The organism is Lacticaseibacillus sp. YLM2-1, assembly GCF_056583465.1.
This window is the reverse complement of the sequence record NZ_CM152617.1, coordinates 2,630,213-2,652,814: the sequence shown is the minus strand read 5'-3', so window position 1 is coordinate 2,652,814 and position 22,602 is coordinate 2,630,213. Positions and strand designations below refer to the sequence as shown.

The window sequence follows — 22,602 nt, the reverse complement described above, 5'->3', positions numbered from 1 at the left end:
CGCATCAACAAAACTGGCATCTACCAACCAAATTGGAGGGATAACCACACTATGAATATCGTAATGAATGTATTTAACTGGCTAATTGCCGCTGGGCCAACGGTGCTATTACCGGTCATTATCACGATTATCGGTATGATTTTCGGCTTGCGGATCGATAAGGCATTCAAGTCGGGGTTAACGTTAGGCATTGGGTTTGCCGGGATCAAGTTGATCTTGGATTTCATGACCACTAATGTCGGCCCTGCAGCCAAAGCAATGGTCGAACGTACTGGTGCTCACTTGACGGCTTTAGACGTTGGCTGGGGTTCAATTGCTGCCGTGACTTGGGCATCGCCGATCATCGCGATTTTGATTTTTGCTATTTTAGCCGTCAACATCGTGTTACTGATTATCAAACGGACGCATACGCTTGATGTTGATATCTGGAACTATCACCACATGGCCATTGTTGGCGTCATGGTCTACTTCGTTACTAAAAATATTGCACTGGGGGTTGGTGCCTCGATTGTGATGGCACTGGTCACCTTTAAACTTGCCGACTGGTCACAGCCAATGACCGAAGAATTCTTCGGCATGCCCGGGGTTTCGCTGCCAACAGTTTCTGCATTGTCCTCATTGGTCATTGCGTGGCCGTTGAATTGGCTGCTTGACAGGATTCCATTCATGCGAAAGAACAAATTTTCGATTCGTGATGCACAAAAATATTTAGGCTTCTTTGGAGATTCCATGATTATGGGACTCTTGATTGGGATGGCAATCGGCTTCTTTGCTGGTTACGATCTGATGAAGGTCATGCAATTAGGCGTCTCTATGGCGGCTGTGCTGGTCTTGATTCCGAAAATGACCTCGCTGTTCATGGAAGGTCTGATGCCGATTTCCGACTCAGCACAAAAATGGTCACAGAAACGTTTCAAGGGCCGGAAGTTGTTTATCGGGTTGGATGCGGCAGTCGTTGTCGGGAATGCCGATGTTATCACGACCGCTTTGATCATCATCCCACTGACCATTTTAATGGCTTTAGTTTTACCAGGTAACCAAGTGCTGCCATTTGCTGACTTGGCGGTTGTACCTTTCCGGGTTGCTCTTGTTGTGGCACTGACAAATGGGAATCTTTTAAAGAACATCATTATCGGTTTAGTTGTGACCGCCTCACTGCTTTGGTGCGGAACCACGACGGCTCCTGTTCTGACAGAAATTGCGAAGTCAGTGGGCATCAAGCTCGGCGCAAACTCACTCTACATTTCGTCATTTGCGGCAACTTCAATGATTCAAAGCTTTGCGGTTTACTTCGCCTTTACTTGGCACCCGCTGATTTCGATTCCGGTATTGCTCGTGATCTTTGCCGGTGTTTGGTACTTCTTTGATGGTATTAAGCATGTGAACGCAGCCATGGATGCTCAGAATGAAAAGAGTGCCCAAGCGTAACTTGTTGTTGCTGCAGTTTGAAAGGAGAACAATAAAATTGAAGATTTCTGATATTAAAGTTTATAAGGTCAAGCCGCGTTGGATTTTTGTCAAAGTACTGACGGATGAAGGTATCGCTGGCTGGGGTGAGATGATTTCCGGCACGAAAACCGAAACTGTGGTTGCCGGTGCCTATGAAATGGGCAAAAAGCTTCTTGGCCGAAATCCATTTGAAATCGAACGGCTGTGGCAGGAGATGCATCGTTCCTTTTTCCGTGGCGGTCCGATCAATGGCACCATTATCTCTGGTTTGGAAATGGCATTGTGGGACATCAAAGGGAAAGCCTTGAATCTGCCAGTTTATGAATTACTTGGCGGCGCCGCGCGCGATCGGATCCGAGTTTATTCGTGGATCGGTGGCGATCGGCCATCTGATGTTGCAGAACAAGCGCAAGAACGCGTTGACAAAGGGTTCACAGCTATTAAAATGAACGCGACTTCGGAGTTGCACTATATTGACTCTTATAACAAGGTGCAAGCTGTCGTTGATCGTGTTGCGTCGATTCGTGATCAGGTTGGTGATCAACTTGAAATTGGAATTGATTTCCACGGTCGGGTTCATCGGCCAATGGCGAAAGTTCTGGCGCATGCTTTGGAACCTTACCATCCGATGTTCCTAGAAGAAGTCGTTTTGCCTGAAAACTGGGAGTCATTTGATGATATTGCCCACGAAGTTTCGGTACCACTGGCGACAGGCGAACGGTTATACACGCGCTGGGACTTCAAGAATTTATTCCGCCAAGGAGCCGTTGATATTGTTCAACCAGATGTTGCACTTTGCGGCGGTATTTTGGAAACCCGCAAGATTGCTGCAATGGCCGAAGCCTTCGATATGGGGGTTGCCCCGCATGCGCCATACGGTCCAGTTTCCTTAGCCGCTACCTTGCAAGTCGATGCCTGCACGCCGAATGTTTTCATTCAGGAACAAAGTTTAGGCATTCATTACAACCAAGGCTTTGACCTGTTGGACTTTGTTAAAAATAAAGAAATCTTCCAATACAAAGACAGTTATGTTCAATTGCCAAAAGGCCCAGGTCTTGGCATTGATATGGACGAAGACAAGATCAAAGAAGTTGCACAAGAAGGTCTTGTTTGGAGCAACCCGGCATGGAAGAACTATGACGGGACCATCGCCGAATGGTAAGCATTTAAGTGAATTGGTAGATGTTGGTTAACTGAAGGAGGAGGCATTTAAATGATTGACGTGACAGCAACCGCTGTTTTGCTTGGTGGATTACTCTATCTGGAATTGCAGCAGCAGTGGCAGCTAAAAATCAAAACGAAGTCGTCCAAATTCAAAATAGCTTTGTCCATTGCTGCAGCTATTTTAATTGTCGCTTTGTTTTGGACGACCAATACGATCAGTAACCTACGATTGGTCTTTGTGGCTGTTCTAGTGGCTAGTGTCGGACTTTATCGGCAAGGACTTGGAGAAGAAAAGGTCATCACTTATGGTTCCATCGCACATGCCAGTGATTATGCGCGCTATGATCGGGTCATTACTGAGCAAATCAAGCAAGGAACAATGGTCACGTTCTGGTCCAAAAAAGGTGGCAGTTATTCGTTGACCTTTGATCAGCCGGAAACGGTGATCCGCGACTTCTTAAAGCAACATTTACCACAGCATGTTAAGTTGCTAACCGCTGAGTCATTTGCTCACTTGGAGAAAATCGAGGCGCATGATGACCGCGATCGCCAAGCCAAATTGTTACACGCGATTCGTAATCGACCACAACGAAATCAATTACCATGGCAAAAACGCCGGTCATCTTCGACTGCTGATCATGAAAGTCGGTAATCGTGTGTCGAGGCTCCATTAAAACAGACTGCAACCATCAGCTTCTGGTGATTGCAGTCTGTTTGATTCGTTTCTGTGAGAATAAGATCTATTTTCCGATAATGCCAAACGTTCCCAGCACAATCCCAAAAATCAGCACTAGCACAATCAGTCGTGTGCTTTAATTGTACGCAGAGTCCTTGATTACCAACACTCGCAGAAACGTATTGCCAACTGACGAAATATGGCCAACCATATTCATGCCTAGCGCGCGACTCAATGTAGATCTCCTTGGAACATTGTTTTAATCATTCCAAACGTTCTCATATCCGTCAGGGGTGCCATTATCGCCAATATTTTCTTTCCTGATGGCCTTACGAAGATCATATGTCATATCTGCTTTAAAAATATTCTGATTAACAGGCGTTAAACGAATGACACCATTTTTATCTATACTTGGTTGATATTCAACATTTTCACCAATGTTGAACGAGACAGGAATAGGGATCACAATTGAATTCCCCTGTCGACTAGTCTTAACCGTCATGTGCATCACCCTTTCTGATGTCATTATATTTGGAGTGAGGTAAACTGCCAACATCATTGCTTGTGTAACAAAAGTGTCCGTCAATGTGTGAAGTTACAGGACTGACTATACACGCTATATTTGCTGAACAAGCTATAAAATGACGCTGGTACTACTTATAGAGAGCTCTGTTGCATGCTTTCAAAAGCAGTCGCTGCCACGGTGACACGAGCAATTAAAAAACGCCTAGAATCTTTGCGACTCTAAGCGTTTTGCTATTTGGTATGGCATAATGGATGAGACAAGAAAGTGAATGACGGTTGGCAAATCCAACGTATTGTGAGGTGGTCGCCTATGCGCGATGATCAAAATCTATACGAAGGGAGGTGCCTAGTTGTCCGTTACTGACGCCTTGATGCTGATGCTGGTCTTTGGTGGTTTCATACTATCATTGATTGCGCTCATCATCACGATTGTGGTAGCAATCCTAGACAATCAAAAAGACCGTCACTAAACTTTTGACGAGTTTGACGGTCTTAATTGATTGCTTAAACGAATGTCGACCGTCTTCAACGGTCTTGTCAGGGGAGTACTGGTAGCAGCCGGTGCTCCCTTTTGTGTCTTCATTATAGCATGCAGTATCAAGGTGTCGCAATGACGTCAATTTCAAATCTTAGACAACAACAAGACCGTCACCAAACCTTTTGACGAAGGTTTGGTGACGGTCTTTTTAGGGAGTGCTGTTTGAGGCCAGCGCCCCTCTTTGTATCTTCATTATAGCATGCCGGATCTAATCGTTGCAATAAGACTAAACTTGAGGCGGTGGGATTTTTAAACCATCTGAACCTTAACCTCCTCCGCTACATCCGGTATACTGAATTGAAAGCGGCAACAGTCATTAGCAGGGGGATACGGAAATGGCAGACAAGTATATGATGGCAATCGACGAAGGAACCACCAGCACGCGGGCAGTTATCGTTGATCACGCCGGCAACATGGTAGGTGAGGCGCAAAAAGAATTTACCCAATATTTTCCTGAACCTGGTTGGGTTGAGCATGATGCTAATGAAATTTGGGAAGCCGTGTTGTCAACGATCGCAGACACCTTCATTTCGACCGGGATTCAGCCTAGTCAAATTGCCGGACTTGGGATCACGAATCAACGTGAAACAACGGTGGTCTGGGATAAAAAGACTGGTTTGCCGATTTATCACGCGATTGTCTGGCAGTCACGGCAAACGAATGGCATTGCTGAACAGTTGCGCAAAGCGGGGCATGGGGATGCCATTCATGAGAAAACCGGTCTCTTGATTGATGCCTATTTTTCTGCGACTAAAATTCGTTGGATTTTGGATCATGTTCCCGGTGCCCAGCAGCGCGCAGAAAATGGCGAGTTATTGTTTGGCACGATCGATACGTGGATAAGCTGGAAGTTGTCTGGTGGCGCTATTCACGTGACTGATTATACGAACGCAAGTCGAACCATGTTGTTTAACATTCATACGTTGGATTGGGATGACGACATCCTGCAACTGCTGAATATTCCGCGCGCGATCCTGCCTGAAGTGCACAGTAACTCCGAAATATACGGCGAAGGGGCGGCTTATCACTTCTTTGGCAGTGCTGTGCCGATTGCAGGGATGGCCGGCGATCAGCAGAGTGCACTTTTCGGTCAGTTGGCGCTGGCACCCGGTATGGTTAAGAATACTTATGGCACCGGCTCATTTATTGTCATGAACACCGGTGAAAAACCAACCATGTCCGCGAACAATTTGCTGACAACGATTGCGTATGGCATTGACGGCAAAATTAATTACGCACTTGAAGGCTCGGTGTTTGTCGCCGGTTCAGCGATTCAGTGGCTGCGTGATCAAATGGGGTTGGTTGCAAAGTCACCAGATACGGAGGCGGCCGCCAATGCGTCAACCAGTAATGATGAAGTCTATGTGGTGCCCGCCTTCACAGGTTTGGGGGCGCCATATTGGGATGCTGAAGCCCGCGGTGCGGTTTTCGGGCTGACACGCGGCACGACGAAAACCGATTTCATCAAGGCGACTTTGCAGGCACTAGCCTATCAAACGCGCGACGTGGTCGATACTATGTACAAGGATACCCAAATCGCTGTCCCCACCTTGCGTGTTGACGGTGGTGCTGCTAAAAATGATTACTTGATGCAATTCCAAGCCGATATTTTAGGTAAGCCGTTGGAACGAGCGGCAAATTTGGAAACAACGGCAATGGGCGCCGCTTTTCTGGCCGGATTAGCGGTTGGCTTCTGGCAAGATACGGATGAACTCAAAAAGATTTTCAAGATCGGCAAGCGGTTTGAACCGCAGATGTCAGAAGCCCGGCGCGAGAATTTATACGCTGGCTGGCAACAAGCGGTCGCTGCAACACAGTTGTTTAAACATCGGCCACTGCCAAAAGCGTAGTTGATGGTTGGATAAAGTGAAAAAGGCAATGATCACTGTTTTCTCAAGTGATCATTGCCTTTTTATGTGGTTACGAGCAAGTTATCAAAGCCTGCTAGTGACCGTTAACTTTTCTGCCCACGTTTCCGCACAACATAACTATCCAGCAAAATACGGCTCATAACTTGCAGCGGCAGGCGTGATGCCACCTCATATTTGTCGAAGTAAGCGGCTTTGGATTTGTACCCGACGAATAACTCATCGGCATATTGGACAATTGGCGCTTCTGCGTTGGTTGTCAAAATGATTTGCGGAATGTCGCGCGCCGCCAAAGTCTTTGCTGCAGCAACAAGCTCTGGAGTTTCGCCATTCAACGTGATAGTAATGGCGACTGCCTTCGGGCTGACCTGACCGGCAATCGTTTGAATGATATTTGGATCACTGAAAAACTCGGCGTACTTACCTAATAGTTGCAACTTTAAAGTGACTTCCGACGCAATTGATTCAGATAAGCCGCGCGCAAGAATCAGGACGATTTCGGCCTTAGCTAGCAATTGAACCGAGTCTTCAATGACAGAAACCTTCAAATTTTCCAGCGTATTATAGACTTCCACTTGGTTTTGCATAATGACTTTTTTGATTTGGTCGTCAACTTGGTCAAGAATGCTGAACGGTGCGGCATCGCCTGTGCGTTTTAGCAAATCGTGACGGAAATCGGTATAGCCATTAAACCCCTTTTTCTTCATGGTGCGAACAACGGTGGCAGGAGAGACATTGGCCGCAGTACTGAGTTGGGTGATGGATGCGTTAACGACGGCTTGCTGATGATTTTCAATGTAATCCCAAAGGTACGCTTCGGTGGGACTGAGTGTAGCCATGAATTTGACCTCCTGAAAAGCATTTTCAGTACTGGCGCAGATTCGCCTGAAACTGAAAACCGTTTTCGGCTGAAAGCGGTTAACATAAGGATAAGCAAAACAAACGACACAAAGGAGCGCTTAACTTGATTTATACCCTGACTTTAAATCCCGCAATTGATCTATTTATTAAAACCCAACAGATGGCGCCAAATACGGTTAATCGAACCGACAGTTATGATGTGCAAGCCAATGGTAAAGGGGTGAATGTCAGTTGCATTTTGAAACGGCGTGGCGTGGACAATACGGCGCTTGGCGTTGGTGCTGGGTTTACGCTCGATTACATCGCCGACTTTTTAACGCAACAAGGTGTGCCAAATCATTTTTATAAGGACGCTGGCTTTACCCGGATTAATGTCTTTGCGCGGGTTGTGACAACCGATACGGAGTATAAGTTGGTCAATCCGGGGCCGCAGATTAGTGCGGACACATTAAATCAATTATACCAACAATTAACCACGCTGGGGTCAGACGATTGGTTATGCGTGTCTGGTAGTTTTGCGCAAGGCATCGCGCCAGCCTTTTTATTAAAGCTGGGTGCATTGAGCCAAAAAAATGGGTTCCAGTTGATCATTGACAGTGCGTATCCTGAAGCAGTTGAGGCATTGGCTTACAAGCCGCTGTTGGTGAAACCGAACGATGTTGAGTTGATGAATTGGTTCCACCAGACCGGGGAGGCTGATTTAACGACCATGATTACGCTAGGTCATCGGGCACTGGAAGCTGGGGCACAGAACATTTTAGTGTCACTTGGTGCGGCAGGTGCCTTGTTCATGAATCAGGATGTAACGCTGGTTGGCAATGCTCCTAAAATTGCCGTTCTAAACACGGCTGGTGCAGGCGATACGATGCTTGGGACCTTTTTAGCCGGGTTGTATCAGCATCATGATCTGGCAGAGACGCTGAAACTGGCGATTGCGGCTGGCAGTGACACGGCACGACAGGCATGGATCACTGATTTTTCAAATACCGATGAGTTGTTAGGACAAATCAAAATTCGCAAGATGGAGGGTTAAGTAATGGCAAAGTATGATTTAATCGCCGCGACAGGCTGTGCAACTGGTATCGCTCATACGTACATGGCGCAGGAAGCCTTGGAACAAGCGGCTAAGAAAATGGGATTGACAATTAAAGTCGAAACCCACGGACAAACCGGGGTGGACGATCCGTTGACACAAGAAGAAATCAGCGGCGCTAAAGGGGTTGTCATCGCATCAGATATTGATGTCGACGCCGATCGCTTTGCTGGCAAGCCACTGGTCAATGTCCCAGTTGCTGCTGGCATTCGCGAACCGGCTAAACTGATTCAAGAAGCGTTAAGCAGCGATACGGCGGTGTTCATGCCTAAAGGTGGCAAAGCCACGGCTGAAGCCGGTGAAAAGACCGAAACTAGTTCAGCGGGTATCGGGAACAAAATTTATACGAGTTTGATGAATGGTGTTTCACACATGTTGCCACTAGTGGTCGCCGGTGGTGTCCTGATTGCGATTTCCTTCTTCTGGGGCATTTATTCTGCCGATCCCAAGAACGCTCAATACAATCAGTTTGCAGCCATGCTGAATGCAGTCGGCGGTGCAGCAATGGGACTCATGGTGCCAGTGCTGGCTGCTTATATTGGTGAAGCTGTTGCCAAGCGTTCCGGCTTGATCGTTGGGATGGCAGTCGGCATGATTGCTTATAACGGCGGCAACGGGTCAGGTTTCTTAGGCGCTATTGTTGGTGGCTACATGGCCGGATTGGTCATCTTATTATTGCAAAAGGCATTTGCTTTCATGCCTGACAGAGAGTTCCGTGGGTTAAAAGCTATTTTTCTATATCCGGTATTAGGCGTTTTCATTGCCGGATCAATTATGTTTTTGATTAATACGCCAATGAAGGCGATGAACTTAGGCTTAATGGCTTGGTTAAAAGGACTTGAAAGCTCCAGCCCGATCATTCTAGGTATTGTCGTTGGCGTTATGTGTGCCGCTGATTTTGGCGGACCGATTAACAAAGCGGCTTATCTGACCGGGACGGCACTACTGGCACAAGGCAATTACTTCTTCATGGCTGGTGTATCAGCGGCCTGCATTGCCCCGCCGTTGGCAACAACGATTTCGGTTCTGCTCAACCCGAAAGCTTATAACCGCGATGAACGCAGTGCTGGTTATGTCAATGCACTTCTTGGCTCGACGCATATCACAGAAGGCGCGATTCCATTCGCCGCGAAGAATCCGTTAATGAATATTCCAGCATTCATGGTTGGTTCGGCAATTGCGGCTGTTTTGACTTACATGTCACGCATTCAGGTGCCTGCACCACATGGCGGCTTCATCGTGTTGCCGTTGGTCAATAAGCCATTTCTCTGGGTTGCATGGATTCTGGTAGGCGCCGCAGCATCAGGTGTTCTGCTTGCCATGATCGCTGGTCGGTCGGCTAGAAAACGTGGTGTAAAAACCGGTGTTGTTGAAGCGGCGTTAGCAACCGAAGCTGCCGATGACGATGTCGCTGCTGCCCCAATAGCTGTCGACGATGCTCGCAATCAACCTGCACCAACCACCGATGATGATCAAAGTTTTGATCCTGGCGAAATTCTCAACAAAGAATTTATTGAGGTCAACGTACCTGCTAAGACGCGAGATGATGTTTTGCATTATCTAGCTGACATGGCGGTCAAGGATGGACTTGCCACCGACGCAGACGCCATTTTCAAAAAGTACGTAGCGCGTGAAGAGGAAGGATCAACAGGGATGGAAAAAGGGATCGCCATCCCGCATGCTCAAGATGAAACCATCAAACGATCGGCTATGTTGATCTTGCACTTGGCGCAACCTGTTGAGTGGAAAACCTTTGACGGCAAGCCTGTCAATGCCGTGATCTCCTTCTTGATCCCGGAACATGACAGCGGCAGTCATCTGAAGTACTTGTCCAACACAGCAAAGTTGCTGACGCACGAAGACTTCGTCAAGAGTTTCCAAGCAGCACAGACACCAGATGCATTGTATGATCTATTTAATCGTTAATTAACCAAAATGGCTTTCTGACACGTTCGGTCGGGAGGCCATTTTTGATTGGGAATTTTTCACGTTGCTTGTGATCGGGTGCAGCAAAAAGGACCGCTGGGTGGGCGGCCCTTTTGTTGCGATCGTTTGGGGGACGATCGACGATTGCTACTTTGGAGGAGTAAAAATGAAAAAGTTGGGTTGGGGTTTGTAGGAATGAGTGGGTGGCTCATTTCTATGTTTCCTATACTACCGGCAGGGTGTGAACGAAATGTGAAGACAAATCCAACAATTGGTTATCGTTTTGTGGCGACATTGTTCACATTTAAAAAAGAGCGTAGAACAATGCTTTACAGACAGAACTGTTTAAAAAAACTTTGTCGAAACAAGCGTTTTCAATGCAGATGAGGTCATTTAGTGTTAAACTTTTGCCATTAGTACAAGTCGCCTATAGGCCAAGTTATAACGCGCTCGCAGTCGCAGAAACCTATACATAAGGATCTTGAACCCAAATGGCCAAGATCGGGCCATTTGGGTTCAAGCCCACTTATGTTCCGGTTTCTAAGCGCTCCTGCTCGCGCTCACCATAACGCGCTCTTCAGCGCAGCAGCCAGCGTGTAAGAACCTTGGCCGCAATGGTCAAAGAGCGACCATCACGGCCAAGGCCGCTTACACGCTGGCTGCTAACCGCGCTGAAGACCGCTCACTTGTTTTGGGGGAACTTTATATGAAAAAACGACACATCGTTGCTCGGGTTCGACGCCCGGATGGTTTAGTATTGGATTTTCGGTTACCCAAGGATGTCACACGTGCCATTAACGTCAGTCAGCAAACAGACTGGTTTGAACGTTTACGCGGTGGTTTGATTGTTGTGCCCATGGCGCCATATGTGGGTAAAGGCGAGACGGCATTGTTTGTCGGTCGCATTGAGCGGGTTTATTATTCAGATCGGTTTTTAAAACGGTTTACCCGTAGCCAATTCTTATTGCCTGATGTTTGGCGAGAGCAGGACATGCTTGAAAGTTATACTTTCTTGCGGCACGATCATGCATGGTTGAATCAGCAGTACCTAAAAGATGATCTGCGCTACTGGTATTATGATGCCAATTCGCACTTGCTGGGTGTCGTGCGTGATTGGCATTGCAAACTGGTTTACTATCGTTTCCATCGCCAAAAGCAGCGGCTCATTCCGAATTTCTGAATCATAATCGGCACTTTTACCAAAAAAAACGACCCATGCCAGTGAAGCAGGGGGTCGTTTTTTTGGTAAAAATCTGCTCTGATTTATCACCACAACCGTTCAAACCGGTCAGTTTATGATCTGCCAATAGCCTCCTCCTAAATGGTTCAATCATTAATCATAGAAAATACTGACCAGTTAGGATCGCAACAAGGACTAGCAAGCCAGGCAGCAGATTAGAAATACGAATTTTAGTAATGCCCATCAAGTTTAACCCAATCCCCAAGATCATTAAGCCGCCGACTGCACCAATTTCGCGGAGTGCGTTCGTCATCAATGCCTTGGGAACGAATTGGACTAAAAAACTGGCGAAGAGTGTGATTGTGCCTTGATAAATGATCACTGGCAACGCGGAAAAGATCACGCCAACCCCGAGTGACGCGGTCAGCATAATCGCCATGAACCCGTCCATGACGGATTTAGTATATAGCGTGGTATTGTCTCCAGAAACGCCCGCCTGAATCGCGCCTAAAATACCCATGGCACCGATGACAGCAATCAGGGTGGCGGTCACGAACCCTTCCGCAAAATGCTGATTGCCGCGGGCAAAGCGCTGTTCCAACATTAAACCGAGGTGGTTCATGCCATCTTCAATATGCAACCACTCACCGATCAAGCCGCCAAGGCAAAGGCTGATGACCATAACAATAAAACTTTTTGTCTGCAAGGCCATTTGAATGCCCAATGCGAAGGTACCAAGCCCAAGACTTTTGGTGACAGTATCTTTAGCATGATCGCTAATACTGTGGAGAATCAAGCCTAAGAGTCCGCCACCGATAATCGTCAACCCATTGACAATAGAACCCATGAACATCATTTCATTTTCCTCGTTTACATATTTTGTAGTATCAAGCCAATCGCCTCATCATACCATGCTTGTGTGCCATAAATAACGCGTCATTTTTACCAAAAAGGTGTCAGTATCAGGTAAAATAAAGCAGTCACCTGCATACAATTTTTGGGGATGACTTTTTTAACGTAAAAGCTTGCAAAAAACAAACGCATGTTCGATAATGGAGACAGCGTAAATTGATACTCGGATGTATATGTTTAAAATAGCGTGCACAGGTTTTTGAAACTGTTGGCGCATTTTTATAAGACAAAGCGTGAACTGGCATGGTTAAAGACTGGGATATAAGTGGTCTGGTTGAGCTATTGTGACCAAGGTGCTTACATACAGACTTTTGCGCCAGTGAGCGCATTTAAGGAGACAAGTATGGCTAAGAAAACGACCGCAAAGAATGATAATACTAAATCCGATGCTACAGATCGCGATACCGAACTAGAAAAAGCCCTTCAGAAGATCAAGAAAGCCTTTGGTGAAGGTGCCGTCATGAAGATGGGCGATCGACCGGAACTGAAGGTTGATGTCGTCTCAACAGGCATTTTATCCTTGGATCTTGCACTCGGTGTCGGCGGGTTACCGCGTGGCCGAATCGTTGAAGTCTATGGTCCTGAAAGTACCGGGAAAACAACGATTGCGTTGCAGACTATTGCCGAATTGCAGAAATCAGGCGGCAAGGCGGCTTACATTGACGCCGAAAATGCGATGGATCCGAAGTATGCGGCGGAACTTGGCGTAAATATTGACGACTTACTGTTGTCTCAGCCAAACTCTGGGGAACAGGGGCTTGAAATTGCTGAAATGCTGATTGAATCAGCGGCTGTTGATATTGTCGTCATTGACTCTGTCGCAGCCTTGGTTCCCAAGGCTGAAATTGAAGGTGCCATCGGGGATAGCCATGTGGGCTTGCAAGCCCGGCTGATGTCGCAGGCACTGCGGAAGATGGCCGGTTCGATCAACAATACCAATACGCTGGTTATTTTCATTAACCAATTGCGTGAAAAAGTTGGCGTGATGTTTGGCAACCCAGAAGTGACACCGGGCGGCCGTGCCTTGAAATTCTATGCGTCTGTGCGGATTGAAGTCAAGCGTGGGCAGCAGGTGAAAGACGGCAAAGATGTTGTCGGCTTCGCTAGCAAACTGAAAGTCACTAAGAATAAGGTCGCACCGCCGTTTAAATCGGTTGAAACCACGATGTCATTTGGTCACGGGATTGAACACAATACCGATATGATTAACTTGGCAACCGATAAAGACAATGACATTGACGTCATCACCAAGTCTGGCTCTTGGTATAACTATGGCAAGGAACGTTTGGGCCAAGGACTTGTCAACGCATCTCACTACTTGGATGAACATCCGGAAATTTCTAAGGAAATCGAAGAAAAGATTCGTGAACAAGTTGCGCCAAAGAAGCCTGAAGAAACCGATGAGAAGCAGGATGATAAGAAAGACGATCAGGCATCTGCTGATAAAAAGACCGAAAAGACAACGACCACTGATACTGAAAAGAAAGCCGACAAGAAAGATGACCCTGCCAGCTTTGGGGTTGATCGGTTAGTTTAAGCAACTGATGGATGTTTGATTAATCGCCGTTTACACTTTGAGAAAGTGTGCGGCGATTTTTTGTCTTCAAAACACAAAAATGCCCGCTACCATCGCAGCGGGCGTTTTTGTTATTGGGTGATCGGATGGGGGCCAATCACCGATTTTTCTTTGGAGGAGAAAAATGAAAATTAGGTTGGGGTTTAGGAATGAGTGGGTGGCTCACTTCTATGCTGTTAATACTACCGGCAAAGTGTGACGAAAATGTGATCGTTACGTTGTCATTTTGTTAAGGTTAACCGAGTTTTTTTGAACGCGTTATAGCCTAGGCTTGTTCGGCAACCAGATTGTGTTGCAGGGCAACCTTTAATGCTGCACCCAAAGCTTTCATGCCGGTATCAATTTGCGCCAGACTAGGACCAGTGAAGTTCAACCGGGCACCGTTGGACAAAGCCGCTGTCGCATATAGATTGGTTGATGGCACATAGGAGATATTGGCTTCCGGTAATAGGTGTTCTTTCATGAACGCGCCCATATCGAAGCCGGCTGGCATGGTGAGCCAGATAAAGAAGCCGCCGTCAGGATTAGTGAAGTGCGCTTCTTCTGGCAGATAGCGCTTCATCGCCGCCACCATGGCATTCTTTTTCTCACGATAGCAATCCTGAATTTCCCTGATATGTGCATCAAGATCGTTATTTTCCATATAGGTATTGATCCCGTGCATTACCAGATTGCTGGATTCCAGATCACTGCCGCCTTTTAAGGCCAGCAACTCTTTTAAAAGATTGGGCGCAGCGACCAACCAGCCCATGCGCAGACTTGGAGAAAGAATTTTACTAAAACTGCCAAGATAGATGACGCGTCCTTCTGTGTCAAGTGACTTGATCGTCGGCAAGGCTTTGCCAGTATAACGAAGGTCGCGATACGGATTATCTTCCAAAATCATGACATCATACTGGTTGGCGAGGCGAATAATTGCCTGCCGCTTGGCCAAGGACATCACAACCCCAGTAGGATTTTGAAAATCAGGAACGGTGTAGATGAACTTGACTTTGCGACTCATTAGAATGCGTTGTAAGGCATTGATGTCCATGCCATCAGCTTGCATCGGTACTTCGTAATAGGTGGGTTGATAGGCGTTAAAAGCAGCAAGTGCACCTAAGTAAGTTGGGGCTTCAACAACCAAACCGTCGCCTGGATCCAACATTAACCGCGCCACTAGATCGATGCCTTGTTGAGCGCCTTGGGTCATCATGATGTCATCGGCGTCGACCTGCATCCCAGTTGTCTGCAGACGAGCTGCAATCTTGGCACGTAATGGTTCGTAACCTTCTGTGCTGGCATATTGAAGCAATTCCCTATCGCCACTTGTAAAGTTTTGACTAAATGCCTGATTAAGTTGTTTTGTCGGGAATAAATCGCGATCTGGATAACCACCGGCAAATGAAATGACATTTGGACCAGAAGCAGCAAATAGATCTTCTAAACCTGAATGACCAGTTTTTTGAGTACGTGTTGCGAATTTCATGATGAATCCCCCTTTGACGTTTGCGATTAAAACGGGTGCCGACGTCTTTATGACGTTGATGCTTTGGTGAAGTACCAACGTTTTCTTATTGACACTAGTGTAAAACGGCTTGTATGATTGAGTAAAGCTCAACTATTTCAGTTTATGATGAATTTTATTCACCTTAAAAGGAACGAACAGCTGTTATTCCTAGTCTAAAAGGATTTATCACAACGAAGTGACAGTTGGTGTCACTTCAAGGAGGGGCAAATGGCTAACTTTTCTTATGAAGTTTTTAGCAAGGTTGTGGAGCGAGGCACATTAGCGAAAGCGGCGGCGGAGCTGAATGTAACGCCGAGTGCCGTGAGTCATAGTGTCAGTCAGCTGGAAACAGAACTGGGTTTCCCACTCTTGATTCGTAATCGAACGGGAGTGGCACTAACTGAAGACGGGGCGCAGGTGCTGCCGATTATTCAAAGCATCCAGAATCTCGAGGAGCAGCTGACGCAGGTTGCGGACAACATTAATGGGGTTAATACCGGCCGCATCCGCATTGGTGCGTTCTCGTCGGTTTCGACGAATTGGCTGCCAACAATTATCCGCCGCTTCAAAAAGCGCTATCCGCACATTGAAATTAGCGTGGTGCAAGGCACTTTTAACCGGATTGTTGAAGCGGTCCGACTGGGAACTGCCGACATTGGTTTTTCCTCCTTACCAGTTGGTCCTGGCGTCGTGGTAGAGCCGTTATTAAAGGATCCCATCTACTGCATCACGCCCAAGCAATTCAAGCCTAAAAACGGCCGCACAGTGACACAGGCCGATGTCGATAAGCAGAACTTCATTTTGCAGCAGATTGACTATGATCGAGATACCAAAAATGCGTTGGACCGCTACCATGTGTCAAGCAATGCAATTAATTATTCAATTGATGACCAAAGCATTCTGTCGATGGTGGAATCAGGTTTGGGGATGGGCATTTTGCCGAAACTAGCGGTGCAGAAGTTAGTTGGCGATGTCAACATGTACCCATTTTCTGAGCCCTTTGAGCGGACGCTGTGTCTCGTGATTAATCCGACCATAAAAAAATCACCTTCTGTGCAGCGCATGCAGCAGGTGATTCATAGTTTCTTAGCTGAGACTTATGGTGAAGCATTTCTCGGCCATCAGGGGTAAAATAGTTAAACATGATCGTCAAGCTGGTCCATGGTTTGATTCAAGGCCGCATCGACGCGATTGTTGTTGCGATTGGTGGCATGGCCTTTGACCTTGTGAAAGGTAATCGTTTCAAAGCGATTGACTTGGTGCAACAAGGCCTGCCAAAGCTCGGCATTTTTAACTGGTTTGCCATGGTTGCGCCAATTGTTTTGTTGCCATTTTACCCACCAACGTTGCTGCATGGTGTTGATGACGTAAGCAGAGTCGGAATAAACATCGACGGGAATATCTGTGCGTTTGAGGGCTTTTAAGCCTTGAATAACGGCCATAATTTCCATATAATTATTCGTTCGGCCATAGTCGCCGTCAGATAGCATTTTTTCGTGATCTCCGTAGATCAGCAATGCGGCCCATGCGCTTTTATCCGTGGGGCGAACCGATCCACCCGCCTGATTTCCTGTATTGCGATTACCGCCATCTGTATAAAGTACAATTGATTCAGCCATGATTTCCTCGCTTTCTAACTGCTATCTATTGTAGGGGAACGCGTTTTAGATGGCTAGACACATCACTAAGAAAAAATTTTGAAAAGAGGCTGCTGCATGGAACGCTATCTTATTGCACTGGATCTAGACGGCACGACTTTGAATGCGGATGGACAATTAAGCGCTGGCACGATTGCCGTCCTCCGCGAGGCACAAGCCGCGGGACATCTCGTTGTCATTACAACTGGCCGTCCGGATTCGATTTCGGAACATTTCTACGACGACTTGCAGCTTCATGGCCCGATGATCAATTTCAACGGTGCGCTGATTCACATCCCGCACCAACACTGGCGTTATGAGCAAGAGGTCACCATTCCCATTCCGGTGGCACTGTCGTTACGGCAGCTAAAACGCGACTTTTCCTTTAAAGTTATGGTGGCAGAAGGGAAACAGTTGCTGGTGGCTGATCGACCATACGCGAACATTCCGTTTTTGCCAGATCGTCCGCATCCTAAGGCGCTGTTAGATGAGCAAGGTTTGCGGCAGCCGCCTATTTCGGTCACGATGTTTATGACGGCTAAAACTTTTGATCCAGTTTCAAAACAAGTCAACGCATTGTATCCGCATTTGGCGGCCAAAACGTGGGGTGCTTGGAGTGGTGAATACACTGCGCTTGAAGTGACAAGTAAGAATACCAGTAAGTCACGGGCACTTGCCTACGTGGCGGGCCAATACGGAATCGATCAAAAGCATATCATTGCGTTTGGCGATGACATGAATGATCTTGATATGTTGCAGTTTGCGGGTCATGGTGTTGCGATGAAAAATGCCCGTCCTGCGATTCTTGCAATCGCCGATGCGCAGACCCCTAACGATAATCAGCATGATGGGGTGGCAAACTATTTGGCAGATTATTTGAAACTGGCTTAAACCATTGTCGCAGGAAAAATGAAAATTATGGGAGTCAACTAGACATGACAACGCTTTATCTTGTCCGTCATGGGCAAACAGAATTCAATGTACAAAAACGAGTGCAAGGCATGGCCGATTCGGCACTGACGCCAAAAGGCATTGCGGACGCTAAAGCTTTGGGTCAAGGCTTTAAGACTAAAAACATTCACTTTGACGCGGCTTTTGCCAGCGATTTAACCCGCGCGGTAGATACTGCCCATTTTGTTTTGAGCGGTTTGGATGAACCGATACCGGTGACGACCTTGATGGGGTTGCGTGAAGAAAATTACGGCAAGTTCGAAGGTCAACTGGCAAATGATTTTTCCTTAGCGACCATGGGGATTGCTAACTTTCACGATGCATTGGCCAATCAAGAAATAACGTTGGCCCAGACGGCAGATGCAGCTTTTACGGCGAATATGGATCAGCACCCAAACAAGGCGGAAACGAACCGCATGGTGCAGGAACGCTTGAATCGAACTTTGCGTGCGATTGCTGTAGAGGCAGTCGCCAAAGACTGGGAGCGAGTATTGGTCGTCTCACACGGGACAGCGGCGCTCATGTGGTTGAATTATGTTCACTACAACATTGATGGTCGCGAAATGCTAGACAATGCTAGCGTGACGAAACTGATGTGGGAAAATGATCGATTTACTGTGACGGATTTCAATGACCTTAGTTTCTTGCATGCAGGTCAAGCCGCTAATTAAGTGGCTTAGTGAAGCTCAACCTGATCACGCCAAAAAATGATATCAATCCAGACGAGGCACAAAGCGGCGCCTACTAAAGCATAAGTTCCGATCAGGGTCGTTAAAATACCTGTCACGGCAGCACCGGTAGCAAATGATAAAATAATCGTCCCAATTGTGGCCGCGTCTTTGCGGCCTTTTTGCTGCCCGCGGATGAAGCCATCATAAAGGCTTTGCGCCGCGGTGCGGAGGTTGCCGGTCATCATCAGTGAAGTAAAAGGGCCGCCTTTTAAACGGCGAAATTCCTGTAGCTGCGCGGCGGCGATGAGTGAAACCAAAGCACTGGCGGCTAGATCAGGCAGCCAGTGGCCAAACAATGTCACGATAAGAATCAAAGTGATTTCGTATTGAATGAGCCACCGTTGTTCGGTTAAAGGTCGTGATTTTTTGCCAGCCTGCAGTTGCAGTGCGCGGGCGGCCATGGTGCCGAACATGAAAGCGAAGATCGGTACCATGTAACGGACAGCGGTAGTCCATTGCGCCTGACCGAGATGAATACCCAACAAGATGACGTTCCCGGTTTGCAGGCCAGCGAATACCTCACCATGTAAGAGATAGGTGAAAGCATCAAAACTGCCAGCAGCTGCTGTGAGCAGTGTGCCGATCAAAAGACTTTCGTGGACTGGATAGGGTTTCTCGTTCATGTTGGTCGCTCCCTTAAACGCGTTTACAGGCCAGAAACCCGCATATAAGACTTCGAGCTTAACTGGCTTGCGCTCTTGCGATAGATTGTTTGCGACTCATTTTACGCTGATTTTCATGAATGACCATGAAAGTTGTCTTGGGTATTAACTAAAAAAAGCCGATCAGCAGGCTGTCCTGTCGACCGGTTTGACTTTGTTTGTTTGAGTTGAAGATCCCTAAGTAAATAATAACAACCACTCACTGGCACGAGATGCCAGTGATATTGTGAGACAATGTGATTGGAACGTTTATTTTTTTGGCTCTTCGGCTGGTTCTGGCGGGAACGCCAAGACAGTGCCGCCGCCGAGGTTCTGAGTCATCGCGTGGAAATTTGCGACAATCTTAAAGTTGAGCTCTGCGGCATTCTGCCGGTCTTTATCAGCATAATCGGTAATACTCAACAGCGCCGAGTTCTCATAAACCTTTTCTATTTTTCCGGTAAAAGGTGCTTCCATATCTTCTTTGACATGACAAACAACCGCGTCACCGAGATGTAATTTTTCTTTTTCCATAAAATCTCCAGCCTTTCACGGATCCCCAACATATTTGGCATATTATAACAAACGTTCCATAATAGCAAGAGACCAAAGTCGTAAAATTTCAAAAAAGACGAATATTTTATGGCATTTTTGATTTCCTATAAAAATGTCATCAAACACTATCTTTTCATTAATGAATATGACCAGGAGCACTCATAAAATGGTGGTCGACGGCAACGTGTAAGTTTATGTGAAACTTGTGATCGTTGTGGGACGATGTTTTCCAAAACGCAACCAAAAGTGGTTATAATGGAATAAAGCAGAAAGGACGAAAATAGTTATGGCAGCAAGCAACACAACGATTGATCAATTAAATGAAACAGCACAACATACAGCATTGGAAACTTTTGCAAAGTTCTACTTGGATCGCTTCTTCGGCGCCGGTCTCGATGTTTTTTCCCAAATTGATACGCAGGGGAATCTAGCAGATATTAATCATTACTTGCTTGATAATCAACCACTGACTCGCGAGGAATTGACAGCCGGTCTTCTGACTAACCGATCCGGTAACTTGTTGGACCTTTTGAAGCAAGTTAAGGTAACTTTTAATGCGCAAGGCGCACCTGAAACACCATGGAACGATTGGTACGCTGATCAAATTGACGGATTACCGCAAGGACTTTAACAAATAAGGCGGCCGATGGTGATCGGTCGCCATTTGTGTCCTTAGGGTAGAAAGGAACGGTTATGCCGCGATACTTAATTATTAGTGATATTGACGGCACACTAACCGCCAATCATCATGACGTTACGCCCAAAACGGCAGCGGCCATCGCAGCTGCCGTTGCTAGCGGCGCTTCTTTTTATGTTGCCACCGGGCGTATGCACGCTTTAGCGCAGGTTGTGGCCAAACAATTCGAACCAGAAGCTTCGATTATTGCATCGAATGGTGCTGTCTACGATTTTTCCGGCGAGCGGGTGCATCATGTTTTGGGGCAAGCGGCACTTACGGCGGTTGAAACTGTGACCGATCAGTTGGGCCTGAACGCCTTGTATTTCAGCGATGATACCGTTTATTACACAGGTAAAGTGCCGCCTGCCATTGAAGCAGCTGCACGCAAGTTTGCCCCCAGCTCGGTGAGCATTGACGTTGTAGCCTTACCATCAGTTGATGATTTGTTAGCACATGCACCTGCAATTACGAATGGGATCATTTTTGGCCCGCATGATTCGGAAGCATTGGCTAAGGGGAAGGCAGCGTTAGAAACACAGGATGTTTTACATGTTTCAGCCTCTGAACATACTAACCTTGAACTCATTCCTAAACATATTGATAAGGCCACGGCTGTCAAGGAGTTGCAGACGCTCACAGGAATCGGTCCGGAGCAAACGATTGCCTTTGGCGATGGTCTCAACGATCTTGGCATGCTGAAGGCTGCTGGTATTAGTGTGGCGATGGAAAATGCTGTGCCACAGGTTAAGCAGACTGCCCGCTATATGACAGATGCCAATGTGGATGATGGTGTAGCTAACTTTTTGAACGATTTTTTTGAAAAATAAGTAGTTTTATATTAAAAAATTGACTTTTTAAGTTGCTTGTTGGGCCAACGTTTGCCACCATAGAAGATGGTAAACGTTTTTATGAGCGTGAGACAGCCCGGTTAGAAATCCGTATGCAAATTGGCTTGAATACGATGGTTGAATTTTGACCATAGCGTTCAGGGCTTGTATACATGATTCCTGGGTCGGTGAGCGCGTTTAAGTCAAAGCGTGAGCTGGTGCGGTCGAAACTGGCGTATAAGCGTTCAAGGCGCTTGTATGCAGGTTTCTGCACTCGTGAACGTGTAGAGGGGGAAAAGTCATGTATTATGCAGCAACTGATCGTTATGACAAGATGCCTGTTCGTCATGCCGGGAAAACCGGTTTGATGCTACCGGCAATTTCACTTGGCTTGTGGCAGCATTATGGCAATCTTGATCCATTTGGCCCACGCCGTTCGGTTATTTTAGACGCTTTTGATCATGGTGTCTTTCATTTTGACGTGGCGAATCACTATGGTAATGGTGATCATGAACCTGGTTTTGGCAGCAGCGAGAGTTTGCTTGGTCAAATTTTAGCAACGGATTTGAAGGCTTATCGAGATGAATTGGTGATCAGCACTAAGGTGGGGTATGAGATTCATCCGGGCCCATATGGTGTTGGGACTTCGCGCAAAGCGGTCATTCAAGGCTTGAATGATTCACTCAAACGCCTGCAGCTTGACTATGTCGACATTTATTATGCGCATCGCTTTGATGATACGGTTGATTTAGAAGAAACTGTCAATGCGCTTGATCAGACGGTGCGTGATGGCAAGGCACTTTACATCGGGATCTCGAATTTTGATACCCAGCAAACCAAAGATGCGATTGCGATGTTTAAAGATCTGCATACGCCATTTGTGCTGAATCAGTTCAGTTACAACATGTTTAATCGTGAGGCTGAAACTTCTGGCCTAACGAAGGCTCTTCAAGCCGATGGCGCCGGCCTAATTGCTTATGGGCCGCTTTCAGAAGGCTTGTTGTCGGATCGGTATCTGAATGGTATTCCGGATACGTTCAAAATTCATCCGACCAACCAAGCCACTTTTGCCCATGGGAAAGACGCGGTTGTGAAGAAGCTGAACGAGTTAAACGAAGTAGCACATGACCGTGGCCAGACGTTAACGCAAATGGCATTGGCATGGCTGTTACGTGATCCAGTTGTCACCAGTGTCATCATCGGGACCACCTCGGTTGATCATTTGGAAGACAACCTGAAGGCAACCGAAAATCTGACCTTCAATGCAGAAGAAATCAGCCACATTGATTCGATCTTGAACGTTTAAAGTTGATGTATGAAAAAG

The 22,602-nt window shown here is 46.8% G+C and carries 23 protein-coding genes; 16 read left to right on the top strand and 7 right to left on the bottom strand.

From position 1 onward, the window contains the following. Positions 1–51 precede the first annotated feature (51 nt). The 3 genes from AC07KQ_RS12815 to AC07KQ_RS12805 are packed head-to-tail and all read left to right on the top strand — an operon-like array spanning position 52 to position 3,265. Positions 52–1,428 carry a PTS galactitol transporter subunit IIC gene (locus tag AC07KQ_RS12815; protein WP_003567870.1) on the top strand — a complete coding sequence of 459 codons (1,377 nt, stop codon included), beginning with the start codon at positions 52–54 and terminating at the stop codon, positions 1,426–1,428. Between the two features lie 37 nt (positions 1,429–1,465). After that, entirely contained in the window at positions 1,466–2,611 is a 1,146-nt protein-coding gene (dgoD, locus tag AC07KQ_RS12810; protein WP_003571577.1) for a galactonate dehydratase, read from the top strand. Between the two features lie 51 nt (positions 2,612–2,662). Then, the gene (locus AC07KQ_RS12805) at positions 2,663–3,265 is read left to right on the top strand and encodes a hypothetical protein (protein WP_003567866.1); all 603 of its coding nucleotides are present in this window, start codon (positions 2,663–2,665) and stop codon (positions 3,263–3,265) included. A 283-nt stretch (positions 3,266–3,548) separates the two neighbouring features. Here AC07KQ_RS12805 and mazE read toward each other — a convergent pair whose 3' ends face one another. After that, entirely contained in the window at positions 3,549–3,791 is a 243-nt protein-coding gene (mazE, locus tag AC07KQ_RS12800) for a type II toxin-antitoxin system PemI/MazE family antitoxin (RefSeq protein WP_003567861.1), read from the bottom strand. A gap of 373 nt (positions 3,792–4,164) precedes the next feature. Here mazE and AC07KQ_RS12795 point away from each other — a divergent pair, with 373 nt between their 5' ends. Together AC07KQ_RS12795 and glpK are read left to right on the top strand one after the other, a co-directional pair. After that, positions 4,165–4,284, top strand: coding sequence for a putative holin-like toxin (locus AC07KQ_RS12795; protein ID WP_003567858.1), 120 nt, complete (start codon positions 4,165–4,167; stop codon positions 4,282–4,284). Positions 4,285–4,687: 403 nt separating this feature from the next. Beyond that, positions 4,688–6,202, top strand: a complete 1,515-nt coding sequence (gene glpK, locus AC07KQ_RS12790) for a glycerol kinase GlpK (protein WP_003567856.1) — start codon at positions 4,688–4,690, stop codon at positions 6,200–6,202. A gap of 104 nt (positions 6,203–6,306) precedes the next feature. Here the strand turns inward: glpK and AC07KQ_RS12785 are convergent, their stop codons facing one another. Next, the gene (locus tag AC07KQ_RS12785) at positions 6,307–7,059 is read right to left on the bottom strand and encodes a MurR/RpiR family transcriptional regulator (RefSeq protein ID WP_003567854.1); all 753 of its coding nucleotides are present in this window, start codon (positions 7,057–7,059) and stop codon (positions 6,307–6,309) included. 125 nt (positions 7,060–7,184) lie between these two features. On the opposite strand from AC07KQ_RS12785, the gene pfkB reads away from it, so the two are divergent. The 4 genes from pfkB (at position 7,185) to AC07KQ_RS12765 (ending at position 11,280) form a co-directional block, all read left to right on the top strand. Next, the gene (pfkB, locus tag AC07KQ_RS12780) at positions 7,185–8,114 is read left to right on the top strand and encodes a 1-phosphofructokinase (RefSeq protein WP_003567852.1); all 930 of its coding nucleotides are present in this window, start codon (positions 7,185–7,187) and stop codon (positions 8,112–8,114) included. A gap of 3 nt (positions 8,115–8,117) precedes the next feature. Next, positions 8,118–10,100: a fructose-specific PTS transporter subunit EIIC gene (locus AC07KQ_RS12775; protein ID WP_003567850.1), complete on the top strand. Its 1,983-nt coding sequence runs from the start codon at positions 8,118–8,120 to the stop codon at positions 10,098–10,100. A 48-nt stretch (positions 10,101–10,148) separates the two neighbouring features. Continuing rightward, entirely contained in the window at positions 10,149–10,487 is a 339-nt protein-coding gene (locus tag AC07KQ_RS12770; protein WP_003658790.1) for a hypothetical protein, read from the top strand. Positions 10,488–10,806: 319 nt separating this feature from the next. After that, positions 10,807–11,280 (top strand): DUF7679 family protein, encoded by a 474-nt coding sequence (locus AC07KQ_RS12765; RefSeq protein ID WP_003567848.1) that lies wholly within the window; start codon positions 10,807–10,809, stop codon positions 11,278–11,280. Positions 11,281–11,437: 157 nt separating this feature from the next. Here the strand turns inward: AC07KQ_RS12765 and AC07KQ_RS12760 are convergent, their stop codons facing one another. Next, complete coding sequence (locus AC07KQ_RS12760; protein ID WP_003567846.1) at positions 11,438–12,136, bottom strand: DUF554 domain-containing protein; 699 nt, start codon at positions 12,134–12,136, stop codon at positions 11,438–11,440. Positions 12,137–12,535: 399 nt separating this feature from the next. Between AC07KQ_RS12760 and recA the strand changes: the two genes are divergently transcribed. Continuing rightward, positions 12,536–13,729 (top strand): recombinase RecA, encoded by a 1,194-nt coding sequence (gene recA, locus AC07KQ_RS12755; RefSeq protein WP_003567844.1) that lies wholly within the window; start codon positions 12,536–12,538, stop codon positions 13,727–13,729. 304 nt (positions 13,730–14,033) lie between these two features. On the opposite strand, the gene AC07KQ_RS12750 is transcribed toward recA, so the two are convergent. Further along, positions 14,034–15,236: an aminotransferase-like domain-containing protein gene (locus AC07KQ_RS12750; protein ID WP_003567842.1), complete on the bottom strand. Its 1,203-nt coding sequence runs from the start codon at positions 15,234–15,236 to the stop codon at positions 14,034–14,036. 249 nt (positions 15,237–15,485) lie between these two features. Here AC07KQ_RS12750 and AC07KQ_RS12745 point away from each other — a divergent pair, with 249 nt between their 5' ends. Beyond that, entirely contained in the window at positions 15,486–16,388 is a 903-nt protein-coding gene (locus AC07KQ_RS12745; RefSeq protein WP_003567840.1) for a LysR family transcriptional regulator, read from the top strand. A gap of 5 nt (positions 16,389–16,393) precedes the next feature. Here the strand turns inward: AC07KQ_RS12745 and AC07KQ_RS12740 are convergent, their stop codons facing one another. Next, entirely contained in the window at positions 16,394–16,876 is a 483-nt protein-coding gene (locus tag AC07KQ_RS12740; protein WP_003567838.1) for a ribonuclease H family protein, read from the bottom strand. A gap of 96 nt (positions 16,877–16,972) precedes the next feature. Between AC07KQ_RS12740 and AC07KQ_RS12735 the strand changes: the two genes are divergently transcribed. Together AC07KQ_RS12735 and AC07KQ_RS12730 are read left to right on the top strand one after the other, a co-directional pair. Next, positions 16,973–17,785, top strand: a complete 813-nt coding sequence (locus tag AC07KQ_RS12735) for a Cof-type HAD-IIB family hydrolase (protein WP_003567836.1) — start codon at positions 16,973–16,975, stop codon at positions 17,783–17,785. Positions 17,786–17,829: 44 nt separating this feature from the next. After that, positions 17,830–18,516 (top strand): histidine phosphatase family protein, encoded by a 687-nt coding sequence (locus AC07KQ_RS12730; RefSeq protein ID WP_003567833.1) that lies wholly within the window; start codon positions 17,830–17,832, stop codon positions 18,514–18,516. Positions 18,517–18,521: 5 nt separating this feature from the next. On the opposite strand, the gene AC07KQ_RS12725 is transcribed toward AC07KQ_RS12730, so the two are convergent. Continuing rightward, positions 18,522–19,199, bottom strand: a complete 678-nt coding sequence (locus AC07KQ_RS12725) for a YoaK family protein (RefSeq protein WP_003567831.1) — start codon at positions 19,197–19,199, stop codon at positions 18,522–18,524. Between the two features lie 288 nt (positions 19,200–19,487). After that, the gene (locus tag AC07KQ_RS12720; RefSeq protein ID WP_003567829.1) at positions 19,488–19,751 is read right to left on the bottom strand and encodes a hypothetical protein; all 264 of its coding nucleotides are present in this window, start codon (positions 19,749–19,751) and stop codon (positions 19,488–19,490) included. A 307-nt stretch (positions 19,752–20,058) separates the two neighbouring features. Here AC07KQ_RS12720 and AC07KQ_RS12715 point away from each other — a divergent pair, with 307 nt between their 5' ends. The 3 genes from AC07KQ_RS12715 to AC07KQ_RS12705 all read left to right on the top strand — a co-directional run bounded on the left by AC07KQ_RS12715 (position 20,059) and on the right by AC07KQ_RS12705 (position 22,584). Next, positions 20,059–20,403 (top strand): hypothetical protein, encoded by a 345-nt coding sequence (locus tag AC07KQ_RS12715; protein ID WP_003567827.1) that lies wholly within the window; start codon positions 20,059–20,061, stop codon positions 20,401–20,403. Positions 20,404–20,465: 62 nt separating this feature from the next. Next, positions 20,466–21,278: a Cof-type HAD-IIB family hydrolase gene (locus AC07KQ_RS12710; RefSeq protein ID WP_003567825.1), complete on the top strand. Its 813-nt coding sequence runs from the start codon at positions 20,466–20,468 to the stop codon at positions 21,276–21,278. 301 nt (positions 21,279–21,579) lie between these two features. Continuing rightward, a complete protein-coding gene (locus AC07KQ_RS12705) occupies positions 21,580–22,584 on the top strand; it encodes an aldo/keto reductase (protein WP_003567823.1) in 1,005 nt (334 codons plus the stop codon). Positions 22,585–22,602 lie beyond the last annotated feature (18 nt).